The 18362-nt window shown below is 65.9% G+C and carries 18 protein-coding genes; 7 read left to right on the top strand and 11 right to left on the bottom strand.

Annotation, left to right across the window (positions count from 1 at the left end; genetic code table 11):
* Nucleotides 1–2: 2 nt before the first annotated feature.
* The 7 genes from E6C48_RS13690 to cysS form a co-directional block, all read right to left on the bottom strand.
* Nucleotides 3–2231 (bottom strand): AMP-binding protein, encoded by a 2229-nt coding sequence (locus E6C48_RS13690; protein WP_136358083.1) that lies wholly within the window; start codon nucleotides 2229–2231, stop codon nucleotides 3–5.
* 82 nt (nucleotides 2232–2313) lie between these two features.
* Nucleotides 2314–3264, bottom strand: coding sequence for an EamA family transporter RarD (gene rarD / locus E6C48_RS13685; RefSeq protein ID WP_136358081.1), 951 nt, complete (start codon nucleotides 3262–3264; stop codon nucleotides 2314–2316).
* 918 nt (nucleotides 3265–4182) lie between these two features.
* Nucleotides 4183–5796, bottom strand: a complete 1614-nt coding sequence (gene cimA / locus E6C48_RS13680) for a citramalate synthase (protein ID WP_136358079.1) — start codon at nucleotides 5794–5796, stop codon at nucleotides 4183–4185.
* Nucleotides 5797–5824: 28 nt separating this feature from the next.
* Nucleotides 5825–6778: a prolyl aminopeptidase gene (pip, locus tag E6C48_RS13675; RefSeq protein ID WP_136358077.1), complete on the bottom strand. Its 954-nt coding sequence runs from the start codon at nucleotides 6776–6778 to the stop codon at nucleotides 5825–5827.
* A complete protein-coding gene (locus E6C48_RS13670) occupies nucleotides 6775–7272 on the bottom strand; it encodes a GFA family protein (RefSeq protein ID WP_136358075.1) in 498 nt (165 codons plus the stop codon). The genes pip and E6C48_RS13670 overlap by 4 nt, the downstream gene beginning before the upstream one ends.
* Nucleotides 7273–7278: 6 nt before the next feature.
* Entirely contained in the window at nucleotides 7279–7662 is a 384-nt protein-coding gene (locus E6C48_RS13665) for a VOC family protein (protein ID WP_136358073.1), read from the bottom strand.
* Nucleotides 7659–9086: a cysteine--tRNA ligase gene (gene cysS / locus E6C48_RS13660; RefSeq protein WP_136358071.1), complete on the bottom strand. Its 1428-nt coding sequence runs from the start codon at nucleotides 9084–9086 to the stop codon at nucleotides 7659–7661. Before cysS ends, E6C48_RS13665 begins: the two co-directional genes overlap by 4 nt.
* 330 nt (nucleotides 9087–9416) lie before the next feature.
* On the opposite strand from cysS, the gene E6C48_RS22575 reads away from it, so the two are divergent.
* Nucleotides 9417–9569, top strand: a complete 153-nt coding sequence (locus tag E6C48_RS22575; RefSeq protein WP_168734532.1) for a hypothetical protein — start codon at nucleotides 9417–9419, stop codon at nucleotides 9567–9569.
* A gap of 190 nt (nucleotides 9570–9759) precedes the next feature.
* Here the strand turns inward: E6C48_RS22575 and E6C48_RS13655 are convergent, their stop codons facing one another.
* Complete coding sequence (locus E6C48_RS13655) at nucleotides 9760–10533, bottom strand: SOS response-associated peptidase (protein WP_136358069.1); 774 nt, start codon at nucleotides 10531–10533, stop codon at nucleotides 9760–9762.
* A gap of 129 nt (nucleotides 10534–10662) precedes the next feature.
* Here E6C48_RS13655 and E6C48_RS13650 point away from each other — a divergent pair, with 129 nt between their 5' ends.
* The 4 genes from E6C48_RS13650 to E6C48_RS13635 all read left to right on the top strand — a co-directional run bounded on the left by E6C48_RS13650 (nucleotide 10663) and on the right by E6C48_RS13635 (nucleotide 12813).
* Nucleotides 10663–11091: an NUDIX hydrolase gene (locus E6C48_RS13650; protein WP_136358235.1), complete on the top strand. Its 429-nt coding sequence runs from the start codon at nucleotides 10663–10665 to the stop codon at nucleotides 11089–11091.
* A gap of 49 nt (nucleotides 11092–11140) precedes the next feature.
* The gene (locus E6C48_RS13645) at nucleotides 11141–11518 is read left to right on the top strand and encodes a TIGR02301 family protein (RefSeq protein WP_168734537.1); all 378 of its coding nucleotides are present in this window, start codon (nucleotides 11141–11143) and stop codon (nucleotides 11516–11518) included.
* Nucleotides 11519–11671: 153 nt separating this feature from the next.
* Nucleotides 11672–11929: a hypothetical protein gene (locus tag E6C48_RS13640; protein WP_136358065.1), complete on the top strand. Its 258-nt coding sequence runs from the start codon at nucleotides 11672–11674 to the stop codon at nucleotides 11927–11929.
* Nucleotides 11930–11997: 68 nt separating this feature from the next.
* On the top strand, nucleotides 11998–12813 hold the full coding sequence (locus tag E6C48_RS13635) for a hypothetical protein (protein ID WP_168734531.1): 816 nt from the start codon (nucleotides 11998–12000) through the stop codon (nucleotides 12811–12813).
* An 11-nt stretch (nucleotides 12814–12824) separates the two neighbouring features.
* Here E6C48_RS13635 and E6C48_RS13630 read toward each other — a convergent pair whose 3' ends face one another.
* Nucleotides 12825–14159 (bottom strand): dihydroorotase, encoded by a 1335-nt coding sequence (locus E6C48_RS13630; protein WP_136358063.1) that lies wholly within the window; start codon nucleotides 14157–14159, stop codon nucleotides 12825–12827.
* An 83-nt stretch (nucleotides 14160–14242) separates the two neighbouring features.
* Between E6C48_RS13630 and ygfZ the strand changes: the two genes are divergently transcribed.
* Together ygfZ and E6C48_RS13620 are read left to right on the top strand one after the other, a co-directional pair.
* Complete coding sequence (ygfZ, locus tag E6C48_RS13625) at nucleotides 14243–15100, top strand: CAF17-like 4Fe-4S cluster assembly/insertion protein YgfZ (protein WP_136358061.1); 858 nt, start codon at nucleotides 14243–14245, stop codon at nucleotides 15098–15100.
* Nucleotides 15100–15714 carry an HD domain-containing protein gene (locus tag E6C48_RS13620; RefSeq protein ID WP_136358059.1) on the top strand — a complete coding sequence of 205 codons (615 nt, stop codon included), beginning with the start codon at nucleotides 15100–15102 and terminating at the stop codon, nucleotides 15712–15714. Before ygfZ ends, E6C48_RS13620 begins: the two co-directional genes overlap by 1 nt.
* On the opposite strand, the gene E6C48_RS13615 is transcribed toward E6C48_RS13620, so the two are convergent.
* Entirely contained in the window at nucleotides 15715–17178 is a 1464-nt protein-coding gene (locus tag E6C48_RS13615) for a RimK family protein (RefSeq protein ID WP_136358057.1), read from the bottom strand.
* Entirely contained in the window at nucleotides 17175–18278 is a 1104-nt protein-coding gene (locus tag E6C48_RS13610; RefSeq protein WP_136358055.1) for a GNAT family N-acetyltransferase/peptidase C39 family protein, read from the bottom strand. The genes E6C48_RS13615 and E6C48_RS13610 overlap by 4 nt, the downstream gene beginning before the upstream one ends.
* Nucleotides 18279–18362: the final 84 nt, after the last annotated feature.

Here is an 18362-nt window from a genome sequence, read left to right as displayed (position 1 = left end):
CTTCAGGCCGCCTCGCCGAGGCCGAGCCGGCTGATCGCCAGCCCGCGTGCGGCCACATAATCGGTCTTGCCGGAGCCGAGGACTGGAATCTCGTCCACCTTGACGATATCGCCCGGCACCATCAGCTCGGCCGCGCCATGCGCCTTGCCGAACTTGCGCAATTCCTCCGGATCGGCACTGCGCGCGGTCGTCACCAGTACGATGCGCTCGCCGCGCCGCTTGTCCGGCACCGAGACGACGGCATGCCGCTCCTCCGGCCACAGCGCCTGCACCAGCATCTCGACCGCGCCCAGCGACACCATCTCGCCGGCGATCTTGGCGAAGCGCCTGGCGCGGCCGCGAATGGTGAGGAAGCCGTCGCGGTCGACGGAGACGATATCGCCGGTGTCATGCCAGCCGTCCGTCAGCGGCTGCAATTCGCCCGGCCGGTCGCCGCTCATATAGCCCATCATCATATTCGGGCCGGCAAGCCAGAGGCGCCCGCCCTCGGCGATGCCCTCGACCGGCTCCAGCCGCATGCGCATGCCCGGCAGCAGGCGACCGACCGTACCGTCGCGGCCGTGTATGGCGGTGTTGACGGCGACGACGGGGGCGGCTTCCGTCAGGCCGAACCCTTCGATGATCTCGGCGCCGAAGCGCTCGCGCCAGACCTTTCGCGTTTCCGGCTTCACCGCCTCGGCACCGGCGACGACGAAGCGCAGGCTGGAGAAGTCGCCTTCCCCGGCCGTGCGCGCATAGTTGGCGAGGAAGGTGTCGGTGCCGAACATGATGGTCGGCTTCACCTTGCGGGCGATCTCGGGGATCAGCTTGTAGTGCAGCGGCGAGGGATAGAGGAACAGCTTTACGCCCGTCACCAGCGGCAGGATGGTGCCGCCGGTCAGGCCGAAGGAATGGAAAGCGGGCAACACGTTGAGCAGCGCATCGGCCGGCGAAATGGAAATGCGTGCCTCGGCCTGCATGGCGTTGGCAAGCAGGCTGCGGTGCGACAGTACCACCGCCTTCGGCGAGCCTTCCGAGCCGGAGGTGAACAGGATGACCGCCGGCTTGCCCGCATCCTGCCGCTGCAAGGGCCGGCGCCACAGAAGCGCGGCGGACAGCTTTTCCAACGTGCCGACACCGGCGCGCAGGTCTTCCAGCCAGAGGAACTCGGCGCCGCCGGCTTCGATCGCTTTGACGATATCGCCGAGATCGGCCTTCTCGATGAAGGCGCGCGAGGAAACCACCTTGCGGATCACGGCGGTGCGGACCGCCGCCGTGACGCTCGCCGGCCCCGCCGTGTAATTGACCATCGCCGCCACGCGGCCTGCCGACCACAGGCCGAGCAGCGAGAGCACGAGGCCATTGGTGTTGGGCAGGAGCACGCCGACCGCCTCGCCGGGCGCCGTCGCCTTCTCGAAGCGCGAACCCAGAACGCGCGCGCTGGTGAACAGCCTGCGATAGCTCAACGCGCCCGAAACGACGTCTTCCACGATCGGGTGCGAAGGACCGACACGGTCCGCGGCATCGCGCATCGCCAGGAACAGCCCGCGGTCGAGGTCGGCGGCGGCAAGGCGCGCCTCGGCCAGGCGGTCGAACACGGCGTTGCTGGTGCTTGCCGAACCGTCGCCGTTCAGCGCCACCAGTTCGTCCACCGTCTTCGCTTCCAGCACGCTGATCGAAAGGCGCGGGAACCAGCGGCGACGCAGGCCCTTCGCCGGGTTCAGGGCGAAGGGCAGCGCATTCGCGCCGCCGACGAAGATCGGCACGATGCGGGCCTCCGCCTGCATGGCGATGCGGGTGACGGCGCGGTAGAGCCGGAACGACTTGACGTCCGGCTCGACGGCTTCGGGCATATAGACGGCGAGCCGCCCCCTGCCCTTCAGGACACGCACAAGCCGGCGGCTGACGAAGACGTGCTCGGCGTTGAAGGCGATGGTGCGAGCGAGTTCGCGCCACGGCTCCAGCCAGGTCGAGGCGGCCGATTTCTCGTCGAGGATATGCAAGGTGTCGTGCGGCAGCAGCGACAGCATCAGGGCGGGATCGATGCGCGAACGGTGCGTGACGATATAGATCACCGGCGCCGATGCATCGCGCGCAAGTGCCATGCGCCGGTCGCCGACGCGCCAGGCGAGCTTGAGCGGAACATAGAGAATCGCCTGCGGCAAGGTGATTCCGAGCCGGATCTTCTCGATCACCCCGATCAGCAGCCAGGCAAAAGCCAGACCGGCAAGCAGCGATGCCGTCAGGATCATGCCGCTTCACTCCCAACCGTCGTTGCATGCGGCTCTTGCCGGCCGCCTCGGAAGCGAGAGCCTAGACGATGTGGAGGCAACGTCAATGCGTCGTGCCGGACGTTGTGCCGGAGGCCGACCCGCGCGACGCGCCCGCCAGTGCGGTCAGCATCGGCCAGGAATAGATGGCGAGCGCCGCCCAGATCAGGGCGAAAGCGATGGCCTGGGTCATGCCGAACGGCTCATGGAAGATCAGCACGGCGATGAGGAACACCATGGTCGGCGCGATGTATTGCATGATGCCGATGGTGGACAGCCTGAGCAGCTTGGCGCCGAAGGCGAACATCAGCAGCGGCACCGCCGTGATCGGGCCGCAGCACAGGAGCAGCGCGGTATCCTGCCAGGCGCCCGTGGCGAAATGGCCCTGCCCCGTCGCGGCGAGATAGAGGATATAGCCGAGCGCCGGGATCGACAGGATCAGCACTTCGAGCAGGAAGCCCTGGCTCGGACCGATGGGCAGTGTCTTGCGGAAGAAGCCGTAGGCGGCGAAGGAGAAAGCCAGCGCCAGCGACACCCAGGGCAGCGTGCCGCTGTCGATCGTCAGCACGACCACGGCGACCGTCGCCAGCCCGACGGCAACGACCTGCAGCCGGCTCAGCCGCTCGCCGAGGAAGATGGCGCCGACCGAGACGCTGACGAGCGGATTGATGTAGTAGCCGAGCGCGGTCTCGACGGTGCGGTCCACCGCGATCGCCCAGACGTAAATGCTCCAGTTGATGGTGATCAGCGCCGCCGTCAGGGCCGCCATGCCCAGCATGCGCGGCGACCTGAGCGCCGCCTTGAAATCGGCCGTCCGGCCGAGCCAGACCAGCACGGCGGCGGCGATCGGCACCGACCAGATGATGCGGTGGGCGACCACTTCCGCCAGCGGCAGATGGGCCACCGCCTTCATGAAGAAGGGCAGCAGGCCCCATAGGAAATAGGCCGCGAGGGCCAGCACGAAGCCCCGGCGGGCGCCGTTGTCGGTGTCTGCGGAAAATGCCTGTGCGGTCATGGCCCAACCCTATGGCCCAGAGCCGGCACCGATACCATCGCAAATTTCTGATGGCTCAATGGATTTTTGGCGATGGGTGAGATTCCTCTCCCCGTTTGCGGCAGGGCAATCGCATAGGCGCGTTACCCCCTCTCCGTCGCGCCCTACGGGCGCGCCACCTCTCCCCCCGTTTCGGTGGAGAGGATACGCCGGCTGCAACCTTGGTGCCCATCCTCTCCCCTCACGAAGTGGGGGAGAGGTGGCTTGCGAAGCAAGACGGAGAGGGGGAGCGCCATATGCGATAGCCCATGCCATCTGCAATGTTGGCACCGCCCCTCACCCTTACCCTCTCCCCGTGAACGGGGAGAGGGGGACGCCCGCGCCGCGCTTCTCTCTGCGAAAAATCTTCCCGAAATCTATCCCCGTCCTTTTCGTCCGCTCCATACTCCTCGTCATCTCCTGTGCGGGAACGCGGGTCGCGAACCGGGCGCTTGTGGCAGGGGACGGTGCCGGGCTGGTCGTCTGCGGTAGGCGGCTGGGTGACGAGCCCCCAAGTCCGGGCCTCGACCGAGCCAGCGGGCCGCCCGAAAGGCGGCAGCGACCCTCGGGGAGGCAAGACACCGGCGGGCGCGGGATGCCGCGCCATTACTTAACTTAGCAGGCACGGCCCCCGCGCCCGCTTCCCGACCTCAGCCCACCGAGGTCAGTTCTTTGACAATGGCCAGACGGATGAAAATCCGGGCGTGGCAACGAAGAAGTGCGCCGCCTTCCCCCTCCCCCTTGAGGGGGTCCGAAGGACGCCGCCCGCAGGGCGGTGGGAGGGGTCGTTGACCATAGAGCGAGGGCTTCATAGCGTCGGAACAGTTGAGGCGACCCCTCCCGACCCGCTACGCGGGCCACCCTCCCCTCAAGGGGGAGGGGAATGCCGACGCCACGGCCCTACTCCGCCGCCACCAGCCCGGCCATCTCGCGATTCTTCATCAGCTTGTAGACGATGGAATCCATCAGCGCCTGGAACGAAGCGTCGATGATGTTGTCGGAGACGCCGACCGTCCACCAGCGCGCGCCGGTGCCGTCGTGCGATTCGATCAGCACGCGGGTGATCGCCTCGGTGCCGCCGTTGAGGATACGCACCTTATAGTCGGCGAGCTCGAGGTCGGCGATCTCGGCCTGATAGCGGCCGAGGTCCTTGCGCAAGGCGACGTCCAGCGCATTGACCGGGCCATGGCCTTCCGCCACCGACATCCTTTCCTCGCCGTCGACCAGCAGCTTCACGATGGCTTCCGAGACGGTTTTCACATGCCCGTTGGCGTCGAAGCGGCGCTCGACCATGCAGCGGAAGGAGGTGACGGCGAAGAATTCCGGGATGCCCGACAGCATCTTGCGCGCCAGCAGTTCGAAGGAGGCGTCGGCGCCTTCATAGGCGTAGCCTTCAGCCTCGCGCTCCTTGACGACGGCGACCAGCGCGTCCAGCCGATGGTCATCCTTCGGCACGTCGATGCCGCGCCGCTTCAGTTCGGCGAGGAAATTGGCCTTACCGCCCTGGTCCGACACCATGACGCGGCGGCGGTTGCCGACCGTCTCGGGCGGCACATGCTCGTAAGTCGCCGGATCCTTGGCCAGCGCCGAGGCATGGATGCCCGCCTTGGTGGCGAAGGCCGAGACCCCGACATAGGGCGCCTGCGGCTCCGGCGCGCGGTTGAGCAGTTCGTCGAAGGCGCGGGAAAGGCGCGATATGCCGGCAAGCTGCTCGGCCGAAATGCCGAGCTCGAAGCGCTCGGCATAAGCGGGTTTCAGCATCAGCGTCGGAATGAGCGTGATAAGGTTGGCGTTGCCGCAGCGCTCGCCGATGCCGTTCAGCGTACCCTGAATCTGGCGCACGCCGGCCTCGGCCGCAGCCAGCGAATTGGCGACCGCCTGGCCGGTGTCGTCATGAGCGTGGATGCCAAGATTCTCGCCCGGAATGCCGGCGGCGATCACCTTGCCGACGATGGCGCGGATCTCGGCGGGCTGCGTGCCGCCGTTGGTGTCGCACAGCACCACCCAACGCGCTCCGGCCTCAAAGGCTGCCCTGGCGCAGGCCAGCGCATAGGCGGGGTTAGCCTTGAAGCCGTCGAAGAAGTGCTCGCAATCGACCATCGGCTCCTTGCCCGCCGCGCGGGCCGCCTCGACGGAAGCGCGGATGGCATCGAGGTTCTCTTCCTCCGTGCAGCCCAGCGCCACGCGCACATGGTAGTCCCAGCTCTTGGCGACGTAGCAGACGGCATCCGACCTCGCCTGCATCAGGGCGGCGATGCCCGGATCGTTGGAGGCCGAGACGCCGACGCGCTTGGTCATCCCGAAGGCGACGAACTTCGCCGCCCGCGTCCGCTTCTCAGAAAAGAAGGCCGTGTCCGTCGGGTTGGCGCCCGGATAGCCGCCCTCGACATAGTCCATGCCGAAGTCGTCCAGCAGCCGGGCGATTGCAGCCTTGTCCTCGACGGAAAAGTCGATGCCCGGCGTCTGCTGGCCGTCGCGCAAGGTGGTGTCGAACAGGTAGAGGCGTTCTTTCATGGTCGTTGCGCCGGGCTGAGAGCCAAAGTCATTTCTTCCCCGCGAACATGTCCGTGGCGTAGATCAGCCGGTCGAGGATGCCCGGCTCGGTGAAGGCATGGCCGGCGCCTTCGACGAGGAAGAACTCCGCCTTCGGCCACGCCTTGTGCAGGGCCCAGGCGTATTTCATCGGGCACGGCATGTCGTAGCGGCCGTGCACGATGACGCCCGGGATGTCCTTCAGCCTGCCGGCATCGCGCAACAGCTGGCCTTCCTCGAACCAGCCGCCATGGACGAAATAATGGTTCTCGATGCGGGCGAAGGCCAGCGCATAGTCCGCCTCGGCGAAGTGGTCGCTGGTTTCGGGCTCCGGCAGCAGCGTGATGGTCTGGCCTTCCCAGCTCGACCAGGCGATGGCGGCCTCGCTCTGCTTCTGCCGGTCGCTGCCGGTCAGGATCCTGCGGTAGGCGGCCATCATGTCGCCGCGCTCGGCTTCCGGGATAGGCGCCTGGAAGCGTTCGAACTTGTCCGGGAACATTTCGGACACGCCGAACTGGTAGTACCATTCGAGCTCGGCCCGCGTCAGCGTGTAGATGCCGCGCACGACCAGTTCGCTGACCCGCTCGGGATGCGTCTCGGCATAAGCGAGCGCCAGAGTGGAGCCCCACGAACCGCCGAAGACCAGCCATTTGTCGAAGCCGCACAGTTCGCGCAGCCGCTCCATGTCGGCGACCAGATGCCAGGTGGTGTTGGCATCAAGCGAGGCGTAGGGGGTGGATCTGCCGCAGCCGCGCTGGTCGAACAGGACCACGTCGTAAAGCTTCGGATCGAACTGGCGCCGCTGCTTGGGCGAAACCCCGCCGCCCGGCCCGCCGTGCAGGAACACCGCCGGCTTGGCGCCTTTCGTTCCGACGCGCTCCCAGTAGATGGTGTGGCCGTCGCCGACGTCGAGCATGCCGGTCTCGAACGGCTCGATCTCCGGGTAGAGGGTGCGCAAGGTCATTTCGATGCTTCTTTCTTTGGCGGCCAGGTTTCGGTGTCGTGGTCGGGATGCTGGTAGGAGACGAGGTCGGCGAGATAGGGCGCTTCACCGAGATCGGCCATGGTCTCCTCCTGCGGAAGGCTGCCAATGGCATCGACATAGGGAAGCTTCGCTTCCGTGCCCCACTGGATCGACGGCACGATCTCCTCGGGGTGGTCGAAGGCGCCGATGGCGAGTGCGGTGCCGTCCGGCGCGGTGAAGGCGAGCGGCGTGCCGCATTTGTTGCAGAAGCCGCGCTTCACATGGTTGGACGAGCGGAAGGTGCTCATGCGGCCGCGCGTCCATTCCAGCCGCGCGCCGCGCACCGAGACCAGCGGCGCGTAGAAGGCGCCGAACGCCTTCTGGCACATGCGGCAATGGCAGACCGAGGCATCGCCCAGCGCGCCCTCGACGCGGAAGCGGACCGCGCCGCACTGGCAGCCGCCGGAATAGGTTGGCCTGTTGTCGAGGCTCATCGCATCTCACTCTGGATTATGACAGACGGCCTCGATGTTGTTGCCGTCGGGGTCGAAGACGAAGGCGCCGTAGTAGTTGGGATGGTAATGCGCGCGAATACCGGGCTTGCCGTTGTCGCGGCCGCCCGCAGCAACCGCCGCCTCGTAGAAGGCGTCGACTTCAGCGCGCGTATCGGCGGTGAAGGCGTAATGCCGGCCGGGACCAGCTTCGCCAGACTCGTGCAGCCAGAACTGCGGCCGGTCGTAGCCGTAGCCGCCGACCTTGACGCCGCCGGTGTATTCCTCCGGCACCATCATCACCAGCGAGGCGCCGAGCGGGCCAAGTGCTGCGTCGTAGAACCTTTTGGCGGCATCGAAATCCTTCACCGCAATGCCCGTATGGTCGATCATCGCTTTACCTCCCATGTCGTGATGCGCTCACCCGTCGCCGGGTCCTTGCCGTCCTTCAGCTGGATGCCTTTCGCCAGCAATTCGTCGCGGATGCGGTCGGCTTCGGCCCAGTCCTTCGCCGCGATCACCGCCAGACGGCGGGCGATCGCCTCGGCGACGGCCTTCTCGTCGACCTCGGCCGCTCCGGTTTCAAAGCCGAGGAAAGCGAGCGCCGCCTTGACCGCCGACGCGGCGGCGCCACCGGCCTCACCCGCCAGTAGCGTCAGCGCCTGGAAGGCGGTGTAGGTGGCGAGGTCGTCGGACAGGGCTTCGAGGACGGCAGCGGGAACGGCGGCCTCGCGGTCATCCGCCAGGTCGGCAGCCCGCTTCCATTTGCGCAGCGTGTTCTCGGCCTCCTCCAGCTTGCGCACGGAAAAGTCGATCGGCTCGCGATAGTGCGTCATCAGCATGGCGAGCCGGAGCACCTCGCCCGGCCACTTGCGACCGCCGAACGTGTCGGTCTCCAGCAATTCGTGGATGGAATAGAAGTTGCCCAGGCTCTTGGACATCTTCTGGCCTTCCACCTGCAGGAAGCCGTTGTGCATCCAGACATTCGCCATCGCGTGCGTGCCGTGGGCGCAACGCGACTGGGCGATCTCGTTCTCGTGGTGCGGGAAGATCAGGTCGAGCCCGCCGCCGTGGATGTCGAACACCTCGCCGAGATAGGCCGACGACATGGCCGAGCATTCGATGTGCCAGCCAGGACGCCCCCTGCCCCACGGCGACTCCCAGCCGGGCTCCTCCGGCGAGGACAGCTTCCACAGGACGAAATCCTGCGGGTTCTTCTTGCGCGCGTCCACCGCGATGCGCGCGCCGGCCTGCTGCTCGTCCAGCGGCCGCTTGGAAAGCTGGCCGTAGTCCGGCATGGAGGCCGTGTCGAACAGCACTTCGCCATTCGATTCATAGGCATGGCCGCGCTCGATGAGAGATTGAATCAGGCCGATCATGTCGGTCTTGCCGTCGGCACGGGGCTGGACGAACTCGGTGGCGCGCGGCTCGACCGTCGGCGGCAGGCAGCCGAGGGTGGCGACATCCTTGTGGAACTGGCCGGCGGTCTTTTCGGTGACGCGGCGGATCGCCTCGTTCAACGTGAGGGTGCCGGCGCCGATCTCGGTGCCGAAATCGCGCAAGGCGCGGGCGTTGATCTTGTCATCCACGTCGGTGATATTGCGCACATAGGTGACATGATCGGCGCCATAGAGGTGGCGCAGCAGGCGGTAAAGCACGTCGAAGACGATGACGGGCCGCGCATTGCCGATATGGGCGAAGTCGTAGACCGTCGGCCCGCAGACATACATGCGCACGTTTTCGGTATCGATGGGGACGAAGTCCTCCTTCGCGCGGGTCAGGGTGTTGTAAAGGCGTAGTCCCTTGAAACCGGACATAAAGCTCCCTCGGCCTGCTGGCCGGGGCGTTTGTCCTGTCAATCAAGATGAGGCGAAAACGTCCGGACCAGCGCGTGCGCTAGCCAATAATCGAAATGCCGCAAATGGCGAAAGACGTTTCCATGCGCGCGCTTTATCGCCTTGGCCGCCGTTGCCGTCAAGTCCGAGTCGCGAAAGGCGAGCCGCCGAAACAAATTGTTAAGCATCCCGCCACGGTGTCGGAGCATTTAGGTCCTACATTGCAAGAACTGTCACGATTTGGGCGAAATCGCCCATCATGTGCAACGCCCAAGGGGGAAGCTTCCCCTGGGGACACAAGGGACAGAGCAAATGAAACGCAGCAAGAAGGACGTTCGCGCCAAGCAACCGGCGCTCGCCAATCAATACAGGGCCATCGGGCCTGCGGCGGTAGCCGCCGCACTTCTTCATGTGACCAGGAAGAAGAAGACCGAGCAGAAATTCATCGCGCCGCGCGCGGCCTGAGACTTCGGCCTCCGATCGTAACTGGTCAAGGCAAGACGACGCCGCCTAGAACCCGTTTCGAAATTCGCTCAGGCGAGCCATATGGCGGTGGTTTCGAGAACCGTAGCGGAGCGGACATTGGGTCCGTGAGCAACGGAAGCGCAGAAAACGCCGTCAGATGACCGCCGGAGTAGAATTTCCAAAAGGGTTCTCAGAACAGCGTCATCTGGTCGTCCGAGGCGCCGGGGTTCCGGCGCTTCGCTTTTTCAGGCTCCGCCGCCGCAGCAGGCGCGACATGGCGCTCCTGGATCGACGGTTCGCTGTTGGCCACCTTGTTCACCGCCTCCGAAACCGGGATTGCCTCGAAGAATCCCGGATCGGCGGGCCGCAGGAGGTCCGCTACGTCACGCGGCTCCTGGTTGCGGCAATCCAGCCAGCGCGCAAAATCTTGCGGCCCGATCACCACCGGCATGCGCTCATGGATGCCGGCGAGGTCAGCATTGGCGTTCGTCGTCAGGATGGCGCCGGTATCCATCTCGGAGCCGCCGGGCTCGGCATAGGTTTCGACCAGCGCCGCGAAGGCGACGAGCCCACCCTGTCGCGGACGCACCCAGTAGGGCTGGCCCTTGCGGCCATTCGGCTGCTTCTTCCACTCGTAGAAGCCGGAAGCCGGCACCAGGGCGCGGCGGTGGCGCATGGCGGCCTTGAAGGAGGCCTTGCCGGCCGCCTCCTCCGAGCGCGCATTGAACAGCAGCGGGAAATCGCGCGTGTCCTTCACCCAGGCCGGGATCAGGCCCCAGCGCACCAGCATGGCCATGCGATCCGGCAGGTTGGAACCCGGCTCGCGTGGGCCGGCAGACAGGACCGCTAGGATCGGCTGGGTCGGCGCGATGTTGTACCGCGCCGGAAAATCCTCGATCTCGCCAAGCCCGAGAAACGCCGCCGTCTGGTCCGGCGTCGCGGTCAGCGCGAAGCGTCCGCACATGATTTCGCCTCTGAATTCGTAGTCGCCACAAGGTGGCGATGGAAGTGCGCCAGTGCAACCGCTAAAGATCGGTCACGGGCGCCGGTCCACAGGCCGCTGCCTCCAGAAGGTTTTGGGCAGATGGCTGGCATGACAGGTTTGCGCAAGGAGATTCCGGCCGTTTCGGTCGCCGTCGTGCGCGGCGCCACGGTGCTGCTGGTCAAGCGCGCCCTGCCGCCCTCACAAGGGCTCTATGCCTTTCCGGGCGGCAAGGTGGAGCTAGGCGAAACGCTGGAAGAAGCGGCGCGGCGCGAACTTATCGAGGAAACGACGCTCGCGGCGCGAAATTTCCGGCCGCTGGAGACGATCTTCATCGCAGGCGCTGCGGAAGGCCATCCGGTGGACTATCGGCTCACCGTCTTCGGCGCCGACCATGCCGGCGGCGAACCGCAGGCCAGCGACGACGCCGAAACCGCCGCCTTCTACACGCTGGCCGAAATGGCGGCACTGCCGCTGGCCGATTCGGTCTTTACCATCGCAACCGAATTGCTGGCGCACGGCGAAAAAGCCGGAGACTAACGCCGCGGCCCGCCTTGCAGCCGACAAATTGTTTCGCCACAAAGGCTTAATCATGCGCGCCTCGCCCCTTCTCTGCGTCTGCCTTGCCGCCGCCCTGTGCAGCTCGGCGGTGCGCGCCGAGGCCGTCGAGGCGCCGTTCGAGCCCGGCCTGATGCGGCTGGCGGAAATCCTCGGCTCGCTGCATTTCCTGCGTAACCTGTGCGGCGAAAAGGGCGACCAGTGGCGCATCGAGATGGAGAAGCTGCTGGAGTCGGAAAACCCCGACCCGGACCGCCGCGCTCGCTTCATCGCCTCCTTCAATCGCGGCTACCGTTCCTTCGGCTCCAGCTACAGCCGGTGTACCGCTTCCGCAACGGAAGCCATCAATCGCTACATGAAGGAGGGCGAGGCCCTGTCGCGCGACATCGCTTCGCGCTATGGCAATTAAGGGTTATGGCAATTAAGGGGCCGTTAACTTTTCCGGCAAAGGCGGCGTGCAGTCGCGCCATCCTGTGCTAGAGTCTTAACGGGACATTAAAGGGACGACTCAAGTTTGATCCGCATTTGAAGGATCGCTGCTTGAAACGGGTGGTAGTTGCGTATGGAACACAGTGTCAGCGATATCGATGCCCTGGTCAGGGAGGAAAAGCGCCTGACCGCAGTTGAAAGCCATAACGAGGCCTGGGCCGAGGGGCTTTCGGCCGGCATCGAGCCCGAGATCATTGCCGAAGCGGCACTGGAAACGGCGTTCGGCGAGATTCTGCGCACCAACGGCGAGACGGCGGCCCTTGCCCTGCTCGACCGGATGCGTGAAAAGGTGATTGCCGGCGCGTTCGGCCCCGAGCAGTTGCGGCACTGAACGGCAACCGGCTCGCGGCCCGACCGCGAGAAGGCGGTGGCGTTCGGGCTTTCGCCCGGCACATGGAGATGCGGGCAGTGCGTGCTTTTCCGTCAGACAACCGGCGCGGCCTTGCCGTTCGCTTCTGGCTGGCCATGTCCCTGAGCGCGATGGCCCCGCTCGTCCTCTGCACCGGCCCGGCGTTTGCCCTTTCCGAAATCCAGCGGGAGGAACTGCCCGCGCCCAATCAGCCGCCCGCCGGCGAGGACGCGTCGCAGCCGGAAATGACGGTGCCGATGCCCGATCCCGTCGAAGCGCCGCCCGCCACCGGCAGCGAACCTGCCTCGCCCGAGGACGGACAGGCGCCCGAACAGGTCGAACCGGCCAAGCCGGACGACGGCAAAACCGAAAATCCGCGCCCCGAGGCCGCCCAGCCGTTGCCGGAAGTCCATTACGACCTGCAGTCGCTTCCCGAACCGGTGCGGCGCATGCACAGCCTTCTGGTCGAGGCCTGCAAGAGCGGCGATATCGAGAAACTCAGGCCGCTGATCGGCACGGGCGAGACGGCGACCCAGCTTTCGCTGACAGAAATCGACGGCGACGCGATCGCCTTCCTGAAGGGACTGTCCGGCGATTCGGAAGGGCAGGAAATCCTCGCCATCATGGAAGAGGTGCTGAATGCCGGCTACGTACATCTCGATGCCGGAACGCCGCAGGACCTCTATGTCTGGCCCTATTTCTTCGCCATGCCGCTGGACAAGCTGGACGCGCGCCAGCGGGTCGAGCTGTTCAAGATCGTCACCGCCGGTGACTACGACGACATGAAGCAGTTCGGCGCCTACATCTTCTACCGGCTGGGCATCACGCCCCAGGGCCACTGGGCCTTCTTCGTGGCGGGGGATTGACGCCGCCGCCGTCAGGCAGCGGCCACCGCCTCGGAAAACTCCACCGCCCTGCCCTGCGAAGGCGTGACGATCTCGCCCTCCCACATGACGCGCCGACCCCGGATGACGGTGCCGACCGGCCAGCCCGTAACGGTGCGACCGTCATGCGGCGTCCAGCCGGCTTTCGAGCCTTGTTGCGCATTGGTGATGGTGCCGCGCCGCCGCAAATCCACGATGGTGAAATCGGCGTCGTAGCCGGCGGCAATGCGACCCTTGCGAGCCATGCCGAAGATGCGCTGCGGACCGTGGCTGGTGAGATCGACGAAACGCTCGATGGTGAGTCGGCCGGCGTTCACATGGTCGAGCATCACCGGCACCAGGGTTTGCACGCCGGTCATGCCGGACGGCGAGGACGGATAGGGCTTCTGCTTTTCTTCCAGCGTGTGCGGCGCGTGGTCGGAGCCGAGCACATCGACGATGCCCTGCGCGATACCGTGCCAGACGCCGTCGCGATGGCGCTCGGCGCGCACCGGCGGGTTCATCTGCAGCAGCGTGCCCAGCCGCGCATAGTCCTCTGCCGTGAAGGTCAGGTGATGCGGCGTTGCCTCGCAGGTGGCGACATCCTTGTGCCGTTCGAGGAAAGCGATCTCCTCAGCGGTGGAGATGTGCAGCACATGGATACGCGCTCGGGTCTGTCGGGCGATGCGCACCAGCCGCTCCGTGCAGGTGAGCGCCGCGATCTCGTCGCGCCAGACCGGATGCGAGGACGGATCGCCGGCGATGCGCTCGCCCAGCCGCTCGCGCAGGCGGAACTCGTCCTCTGAGTGGAAGGCGGCGCGGCGGCGCGTGTTGCGCAGGATCGAGGCGACGCCCTCGTCGTCCTCGACCAGAAGATCGCCGGTGGAGGAGCCCATGAAGACTTTTATCCCGGCCGCACCCGGCAGGCGTTCCAGTTCGCCGACATCAGAGGCGTTCTCGCGCGTGCCGCCGACCCAGAAGGCGAAATCGCAGTGCATGCGCCCGGTGCTGCGCCGCACCTTGTCGGCGAGCGCGGCCTCGCTGGTGGTCAGCGGATTGGTGTTGGGCATTTCGAAGACGGCGGTGACGCCGCCCAAAACGGCCGCGCGCGAACCCGTTTCCAGATCTTCCTTGTGTTCCAGTCCCGGCTCGCGGAAATGCACCTGGCTATCGACAACGCCCGGCAGCACATGCAGGCCGGTGCAGTCGACCGTCTCTCCGGCGGATGCCCGGCCAAGGTCGCCGATCGCGGCAATGCGACCACCCTTGACGCCGACATCGCGGACGCCCTTGCCGTCCTGATTGACCACCGTGCCGCCTGTCAGGATCAAGTCGAACGTGGCTGCCATGGCGGGTCTGCTCTCTTGCGGGGACAATGCCAGCGGCTTACGTAATGGCCGACCGTTTTGCAAGTTTGGACCCCGCTTCCGCCATGCCGTCTGCCCTGCTCAAGGACCGTACAGTCATTCTCGTCTCCGGCCCGGACGCCGAGCATTTTTTGCAGAACATCCTCACCACGGACCTCGATGGACTGGCGCCCGGCGAGGCGCGGCCCGGTGCGCTGCTGACGCCGCAGGGCAAGATCCTGTTCGACTTCCTGATCTCGCATGCCGGCGACAACACCTTCCGGCTCGACTGCCGCGCCGATGTCGCCGACGATTTCATCCGCCGACTGATGCTCTACCGGCTGCGCGCCAAGGCCGATATTTCCAAGCAGGAACAGGTGTTTGTCTCCGTCGAATGGGACGATGATTCAAGCGCTTCACAATCCGATTCAATATCCGTGATCGACGGCCGTTTCGCCGACGGGAGCGTCAGGCGGCGCTACGGCCAACAGGCCGGCGACGGCGACATCGGAGCATGGCACGCGCTGCGCATCGCCTCCGGCGTCGCCGAGAGCGGAAGCGATTACCAGCTTGGCGACGCTTTCCCCCACGACATCCTGCTCGACCAGGCAGGCGGCATCGGCTTCCAGAAAGGCTGCTATGTCGGCCAGGAGGTCGTCTCACGCATGCAGCATCGCGGCACGGCACGGCGGCGTGTGCTGCTGGTTTTGGCCGACGGCCCCCTCCCGCTTCCCTGCACCGAACTGACGGTGGACGGGCGCGGCGTCGGCACACTCGGCTCCAGTGCCGGCCGCAACGGCCTCGCCATCGCCCGCATCGACCGGGTGAAGGCAGCGATGGACGAGCGCAAGGAAATCCTTGCCGGTGATGTTGCCGTCTCCCTGTCGATCCCGGATTGGGCAACCTTCCGCTTCCCCGAACAGGCCGGCGCGGAGGAGGCCTGATGGCGGCCGACCGCGCCGGCGCGCCGCCGCGCGCGTGGCAGCGCATGCTGTCGGGCCGCCGGCTCGACCTGCTCGATCCCTCGCCGCTCGACATCGAGATTTCCGACATCGCCCATGGCCTTGCGCGAGTGGCGCGCTGGAACGGCCAGACCGGCGGCGAGCATGCGTTTTCGGTGGCCCAGCATTCGCTGCTGGTCGAGGCGATCTACGGCCAACTGGTGCCGGAAGCGACGCCTGTCCAGCGGCTGACCGCGCTGCTTCACGATGCGCCCGAATACGTCATCGGCGACATGATCTCCCCGTTCAAGGCGGTGATGGGCGGCAGCTACAAGGAGTGCGAGCACCGCCTGCAACGCGCCATCCATTTGCGCTTCTCGCTGCCCGGCGAAACGCCGGCCGGGCTAAAAAAGGACATCAAGCGCGCCGACCAGATCGCCGCCTATTTCGAGGCGACGCGGCTCGCCGGCTTCTCCACGGCTGAGGCGACGCAGTTCTTCGGCCGGCCGCGCGGCTTTTCCGCCGACCGGCTGGACCTTGCGCCGCGCCCGGTCACGTGGGCGCAGGGCGCCTTCATGGAGCGCTTCGCGGCAATCGATATGCTGAGAGGCGCCTGATCAGCGTCCCTGCCGCTCCAGCCGGTCGAGAAACCATTGGGTCAGCCGCACCCACACCTCGTCCTTCTCGCCGGTGTCCTCGCAGCCATGATCGAGGTTGGGATTGTCGTTGACCTCGATGACGAAGATGCCGTCCTTCGTCTCCTTGAGGTCGACGCCATAGAGCCCGTCGCCGATGCAGCGAGCCGCCTTGACAGCGGTCTCGACCACATGTGGCGGCGTCTCCTTCAGCGTAAAGGTCTTGATGCCGCCCTGGTCCGGCTTACCGCTCGCCTTGTGATGGACGATCTGCCAGTGCTTCTTGGCCATCAAATAGTGGATGGCGAACAGCGGCTGGCCGCCGAGAACGCCGATGCGCCAGTCATAGTCGGTCGGGATGAACTTCTGCGCGATCAAGAGGTCGGACTCCTCCATCCATTCGCTCGCGAGCGTCTTCAGTTCCGCGAAGGTCGAGCATTTCTTGACGCCGCGCGAGAAGGACGAATCCGGGATCTTGAGCACCAGCGGAAAACCCAGCGTCTCGGCCGCCAGTTCGAAATCGGCGGGGCCGGCAATCATCACCGTCGGCGGCACCGGCACCTTGTTGGCCGTCATCAGTTCGTTCAGGTAGACCTTGTTGGTGCAGCGGATCATCGACAGAGGGTCGTCGATCACCGGCATACCCTCCTGCTGGGCACGCCGGGCGAAGCGATAGGTATGGTTGGAGATCGTCGTCGTCTCGCGGATGAACAGCGCGTCGTAATTGGCGAGGCGGGCGAGGTCCTTCTTGGTGATCGGCTCGACCTCGACGCCCATCTTCTCGGCGATCCGCGCCCAGTGGCGCAGCGAGGCGATCTCGGACGGCGGCAGTTCCTCGTGGGGATCGACCAGCGTGGCGAAGGTGTAGCGGGCCGGCGTGCGCGCCTTCGAATCACGCCATTCGCGGGCCGTGTAGACATCCATCGCGTCGAGAAAGCGCTTCTTGTCTTCCTCGCTCATGCGGCCGAGCGGACAAAAACCGATCTTGCGGATCGATGCCCATTCGCCGCTGTCGAGGATGGAAACCTCCAATGCCGGCGCCCTGAACCAGTCGAACAGGAGCTTGGCGAAGCGATCCCACGCCTTTGAAGGACCGATGCCGAAAAAGACGTGCGCCTTGGCAGGAAAGGACCCGCCAAGGTCCTTGCGGCACTTGTTCAGCGCCAGTTCCAGTTCCGGCAGCGCGTGCTCGTAGAGCTTGCGCTCGGACAGGTCGATCATCGTCTCGACGGTGGGGATGACGCGATGGCCGCGTGACGAGGCCAGCAGCGAAGCGTAGTAGCCGCGACTCTGGTAGGCGTAGCTGTTCGACAGGTTGATGACTTTGGGGCGCTGGCCGCGAAACAGCGCCGGATGGGCGAGGTAATCGCGGTTGGTGATGACCTTGTGCGGCGTCGCCGCCTGGTCGAGATGGTTCTGCCTGCCGGTAAGGACGACCCAGGTCATGGCTCACGTTTCCCGAGGATGATGGCGGCGCGCAGTCCGTCGCGGCCGAACTGCGCCATGGCCATGAAGATGGCGTGGGGAACCGGTATGTTGGCGGCGTCGAGCGTGGTTTCCTGCCGCTCGTCCTCCACCCACGGATCGTGGATCAGGATGTGATCGCCGTCGTCGCCGATGGCGAGCACCCAATGCGGCACCTTCTTGCCGAACATCAGGAAGCCGCTGATGAGCACCAGCACCAGCTTACCCGCGCCGATTGCCGCGCGGATGTCGTCCAGCGCGAAAGCACGGGTATTGACGGGAATGCCGTAACCCTCGGCGCGGCGGCGGAAATCGACCTGCGCCAGTTCCATCACCCGCCGCTTCTCGGCGCTGCGCACCGATTGCAGGAACAGCGCACCGTAGAACGAAACGTAGATTTCGGCGGCCAGCCCGCTTTCATGGCCGGCGACGGCCAGCCCGAACGGTTCGCAGCCGCCGGGGCCGGACATCATGAAGACGGTGGTCGCCTCGCGCCACAGGCGGATTTCCATCACCGGATCGGGCACGAAGGCGCGGTCGAAATGCGCCATCGCCATCATCAGGCAGCAGGGGCCGCAGGTGAAATCGCAGGTCTGCTCGTAGAACGGCACCGTGGTGGTGACCGGCACGCCGCCGCGCAACGTCTTTTCGTAGCGCAGTGCGCTCGCGCCGTCCTCGTAGTAGTCCGCCTCGCGGCCGATGCGGCGATAGCCGGCCTTTTCGTAGACCTGGATGGCGCGCGCGTTGTCCTCGCGCACCTCCAGCCTGAGCAGCATGCGCTCGTGCCGGAAAGCCACCTCCTCGGCAGCGTCCAGCAGCAGACGCCCGACGCCCTGCCCTCCGAACCCCGGTGCGGCGGCAATCGAATAGAGGCGCGCGACGCCGGACCCGGCACGCAGGAGAACGATGGCATAGCCGGCAATGCTGCCGTCAGCCTCCGCGACCAGCGCCTCGGCGGTCTCGCGCTCGATCAGCGTGCGGAAGGACCGGCGGGAGATACGGTCGCCGGGAAAAACGGCATTCTCGATGGCGGCGAGGGCGTCGACGTCAGATGCGCGGGCCTTGCGAATCTCGACAGGCATGAAGGCACTAAAACCCTCGGAGGCGATTGCTGGGAAAGGCTTGCCGACTCAGGAAGCAAGGCGAAAAACCCTGCGAAGTTCGCG

This window comes from Ollibium composti (assembly GCF_004801285.1).
Classification (GTDB): domain Bacteria; phylum Pseudomonadota; class Alphaproteobacteria; order Rhizobiales; family Rhizobiaceae; genus Mesorhizobium; species Mesorhizobium composti.
The sequence above is the reverse complement of the archived record's forward strand: the minus strand, read 5'-3'. Positions and strand labels throughout refer to the sequence as shown.

Excerpts from the sequence above, each read along its gene's own strand:
- E6C48_RS13690 (WP_136358083.1), bottom strand. The coding sequence starts at position 2,231 with ATGATCCTGACGGCATCGCTGCTTGCCGGTCTGGCTTTTGCCTGGCTG.
- rarD (WP_136358081.1), bottom strand. The coding sequence starts at position 3,264 with ATGACCGCACAGGCATTTTCCGCAGACACCGACAACGGCGCCCGCCGG.
- cimA (WP_136358079.1), bottom strand. The coding sequence starts at position 5,796 with ATGAAAGAACGCCTCTACCTGTTCGACACCACCTTGCGCGACGGCCAG.
- pip (WP_136358077.1), bottom strand. The coding sequence starts at position 6,778 with ATGACCTTGCGCACCCTCTACCCGGAGATCGAGCCGTTCGAGACCGGC.
- E6C48_RS13670 (WP_136358075.1), bottom strand. The coding sequence starts at position 7,272 with ATGAGCCTCGACAACAGGCCAACCTATTCCGGCGGCTGCCAGTGCGGC.
- E6C48_RS13665 (WP_136358073.1), bottom strand. The coding sequence starts at position 7,662 with ATGATCGACCATACGGGCATTGCGGTGAAGGATTTCGATGCCGCCAAA.
- cysS (WP_136358071.1), bottom strand. The coding sequence starts at position 9,086 with ATGTCCGGTTTCAAGGGACTACGCCTTTACAACACCCTGACCCGCGCG.
- E6C48_RS22575 (WP_168734532.1), top strand. The coding sequence starts at position 9,417 with ATGAAACGCAGCAAGAAGGACGTTCGCGCCAAGCAACCGGCGCTCGCC.
- E6C48_RS13655 (WP_136358069.1), bottom strand. The coding sequence starts at position 10,533 with ATGTGCGGACGCTTCGCGCTGACCGCGACGCCGGACCAGACGGCGGCG.
- E6C48_RS13650 (WP_136358235.1), top strand. The coding sequence starts at position 10,663 with ATGACAGGTTTGCGCAAGGAGATTCCGGCCGTTTCGGTCGCCGTCGTG.
- E6C48_RS13640 (WP_136358065.1), top strand. The coding sequence starts at position 11,672 with ATGGAACACAGTGTCAGCGATATCGATGCCCTGGTCAGGGAGGAAAAG.
- E6C48_RS13635 (WP_168734531.1), top strand. The coding sequence starts at position 11,998 with ATGCGGGCAGTGCGTGCTTTTCCGTCAGACAACCGGCGCGGCCTTGCC.
- E6C48_RS13630 (WP_136358063.1), bottom strand. The coding sequence starts at position 14,159 with ATGGCAGCCACGTTCGACTTGATCCTGACAGGCGGCACGGTGGTCAAT.
- ygfZ (WP_136358061.1), top strand. The coding sequence starts at position 14,243 with ATGCCGTCTGCCCTGCTCAAGGACCGTACAGTCATTCTCGTCTCCGGC.
- E6C48_RS13620 (WP_136358059.1), top strand. The coding sequence starts at position 15,100 with ATGGCGGCCGACCGCGCCGGCGCGCCGCCGCGCGCGTGGCAGCGCATG.
- E6C48_RS13615 (WP_136358057.1), bottom strand. The coding sequence starts at position 17,178 with ATGACCTGGGTCGTCCTTACCGGCAGGCAGAACCATCTCGACCAGGCG.
- E6C48_RS13610 (WP_136358055.1), bottom strand. The coding sequence starts at position 18,278 with ATGCCTGTCGAGATTCGCAAGGCCCGCGCATCTGACGTCGACGCCCTC.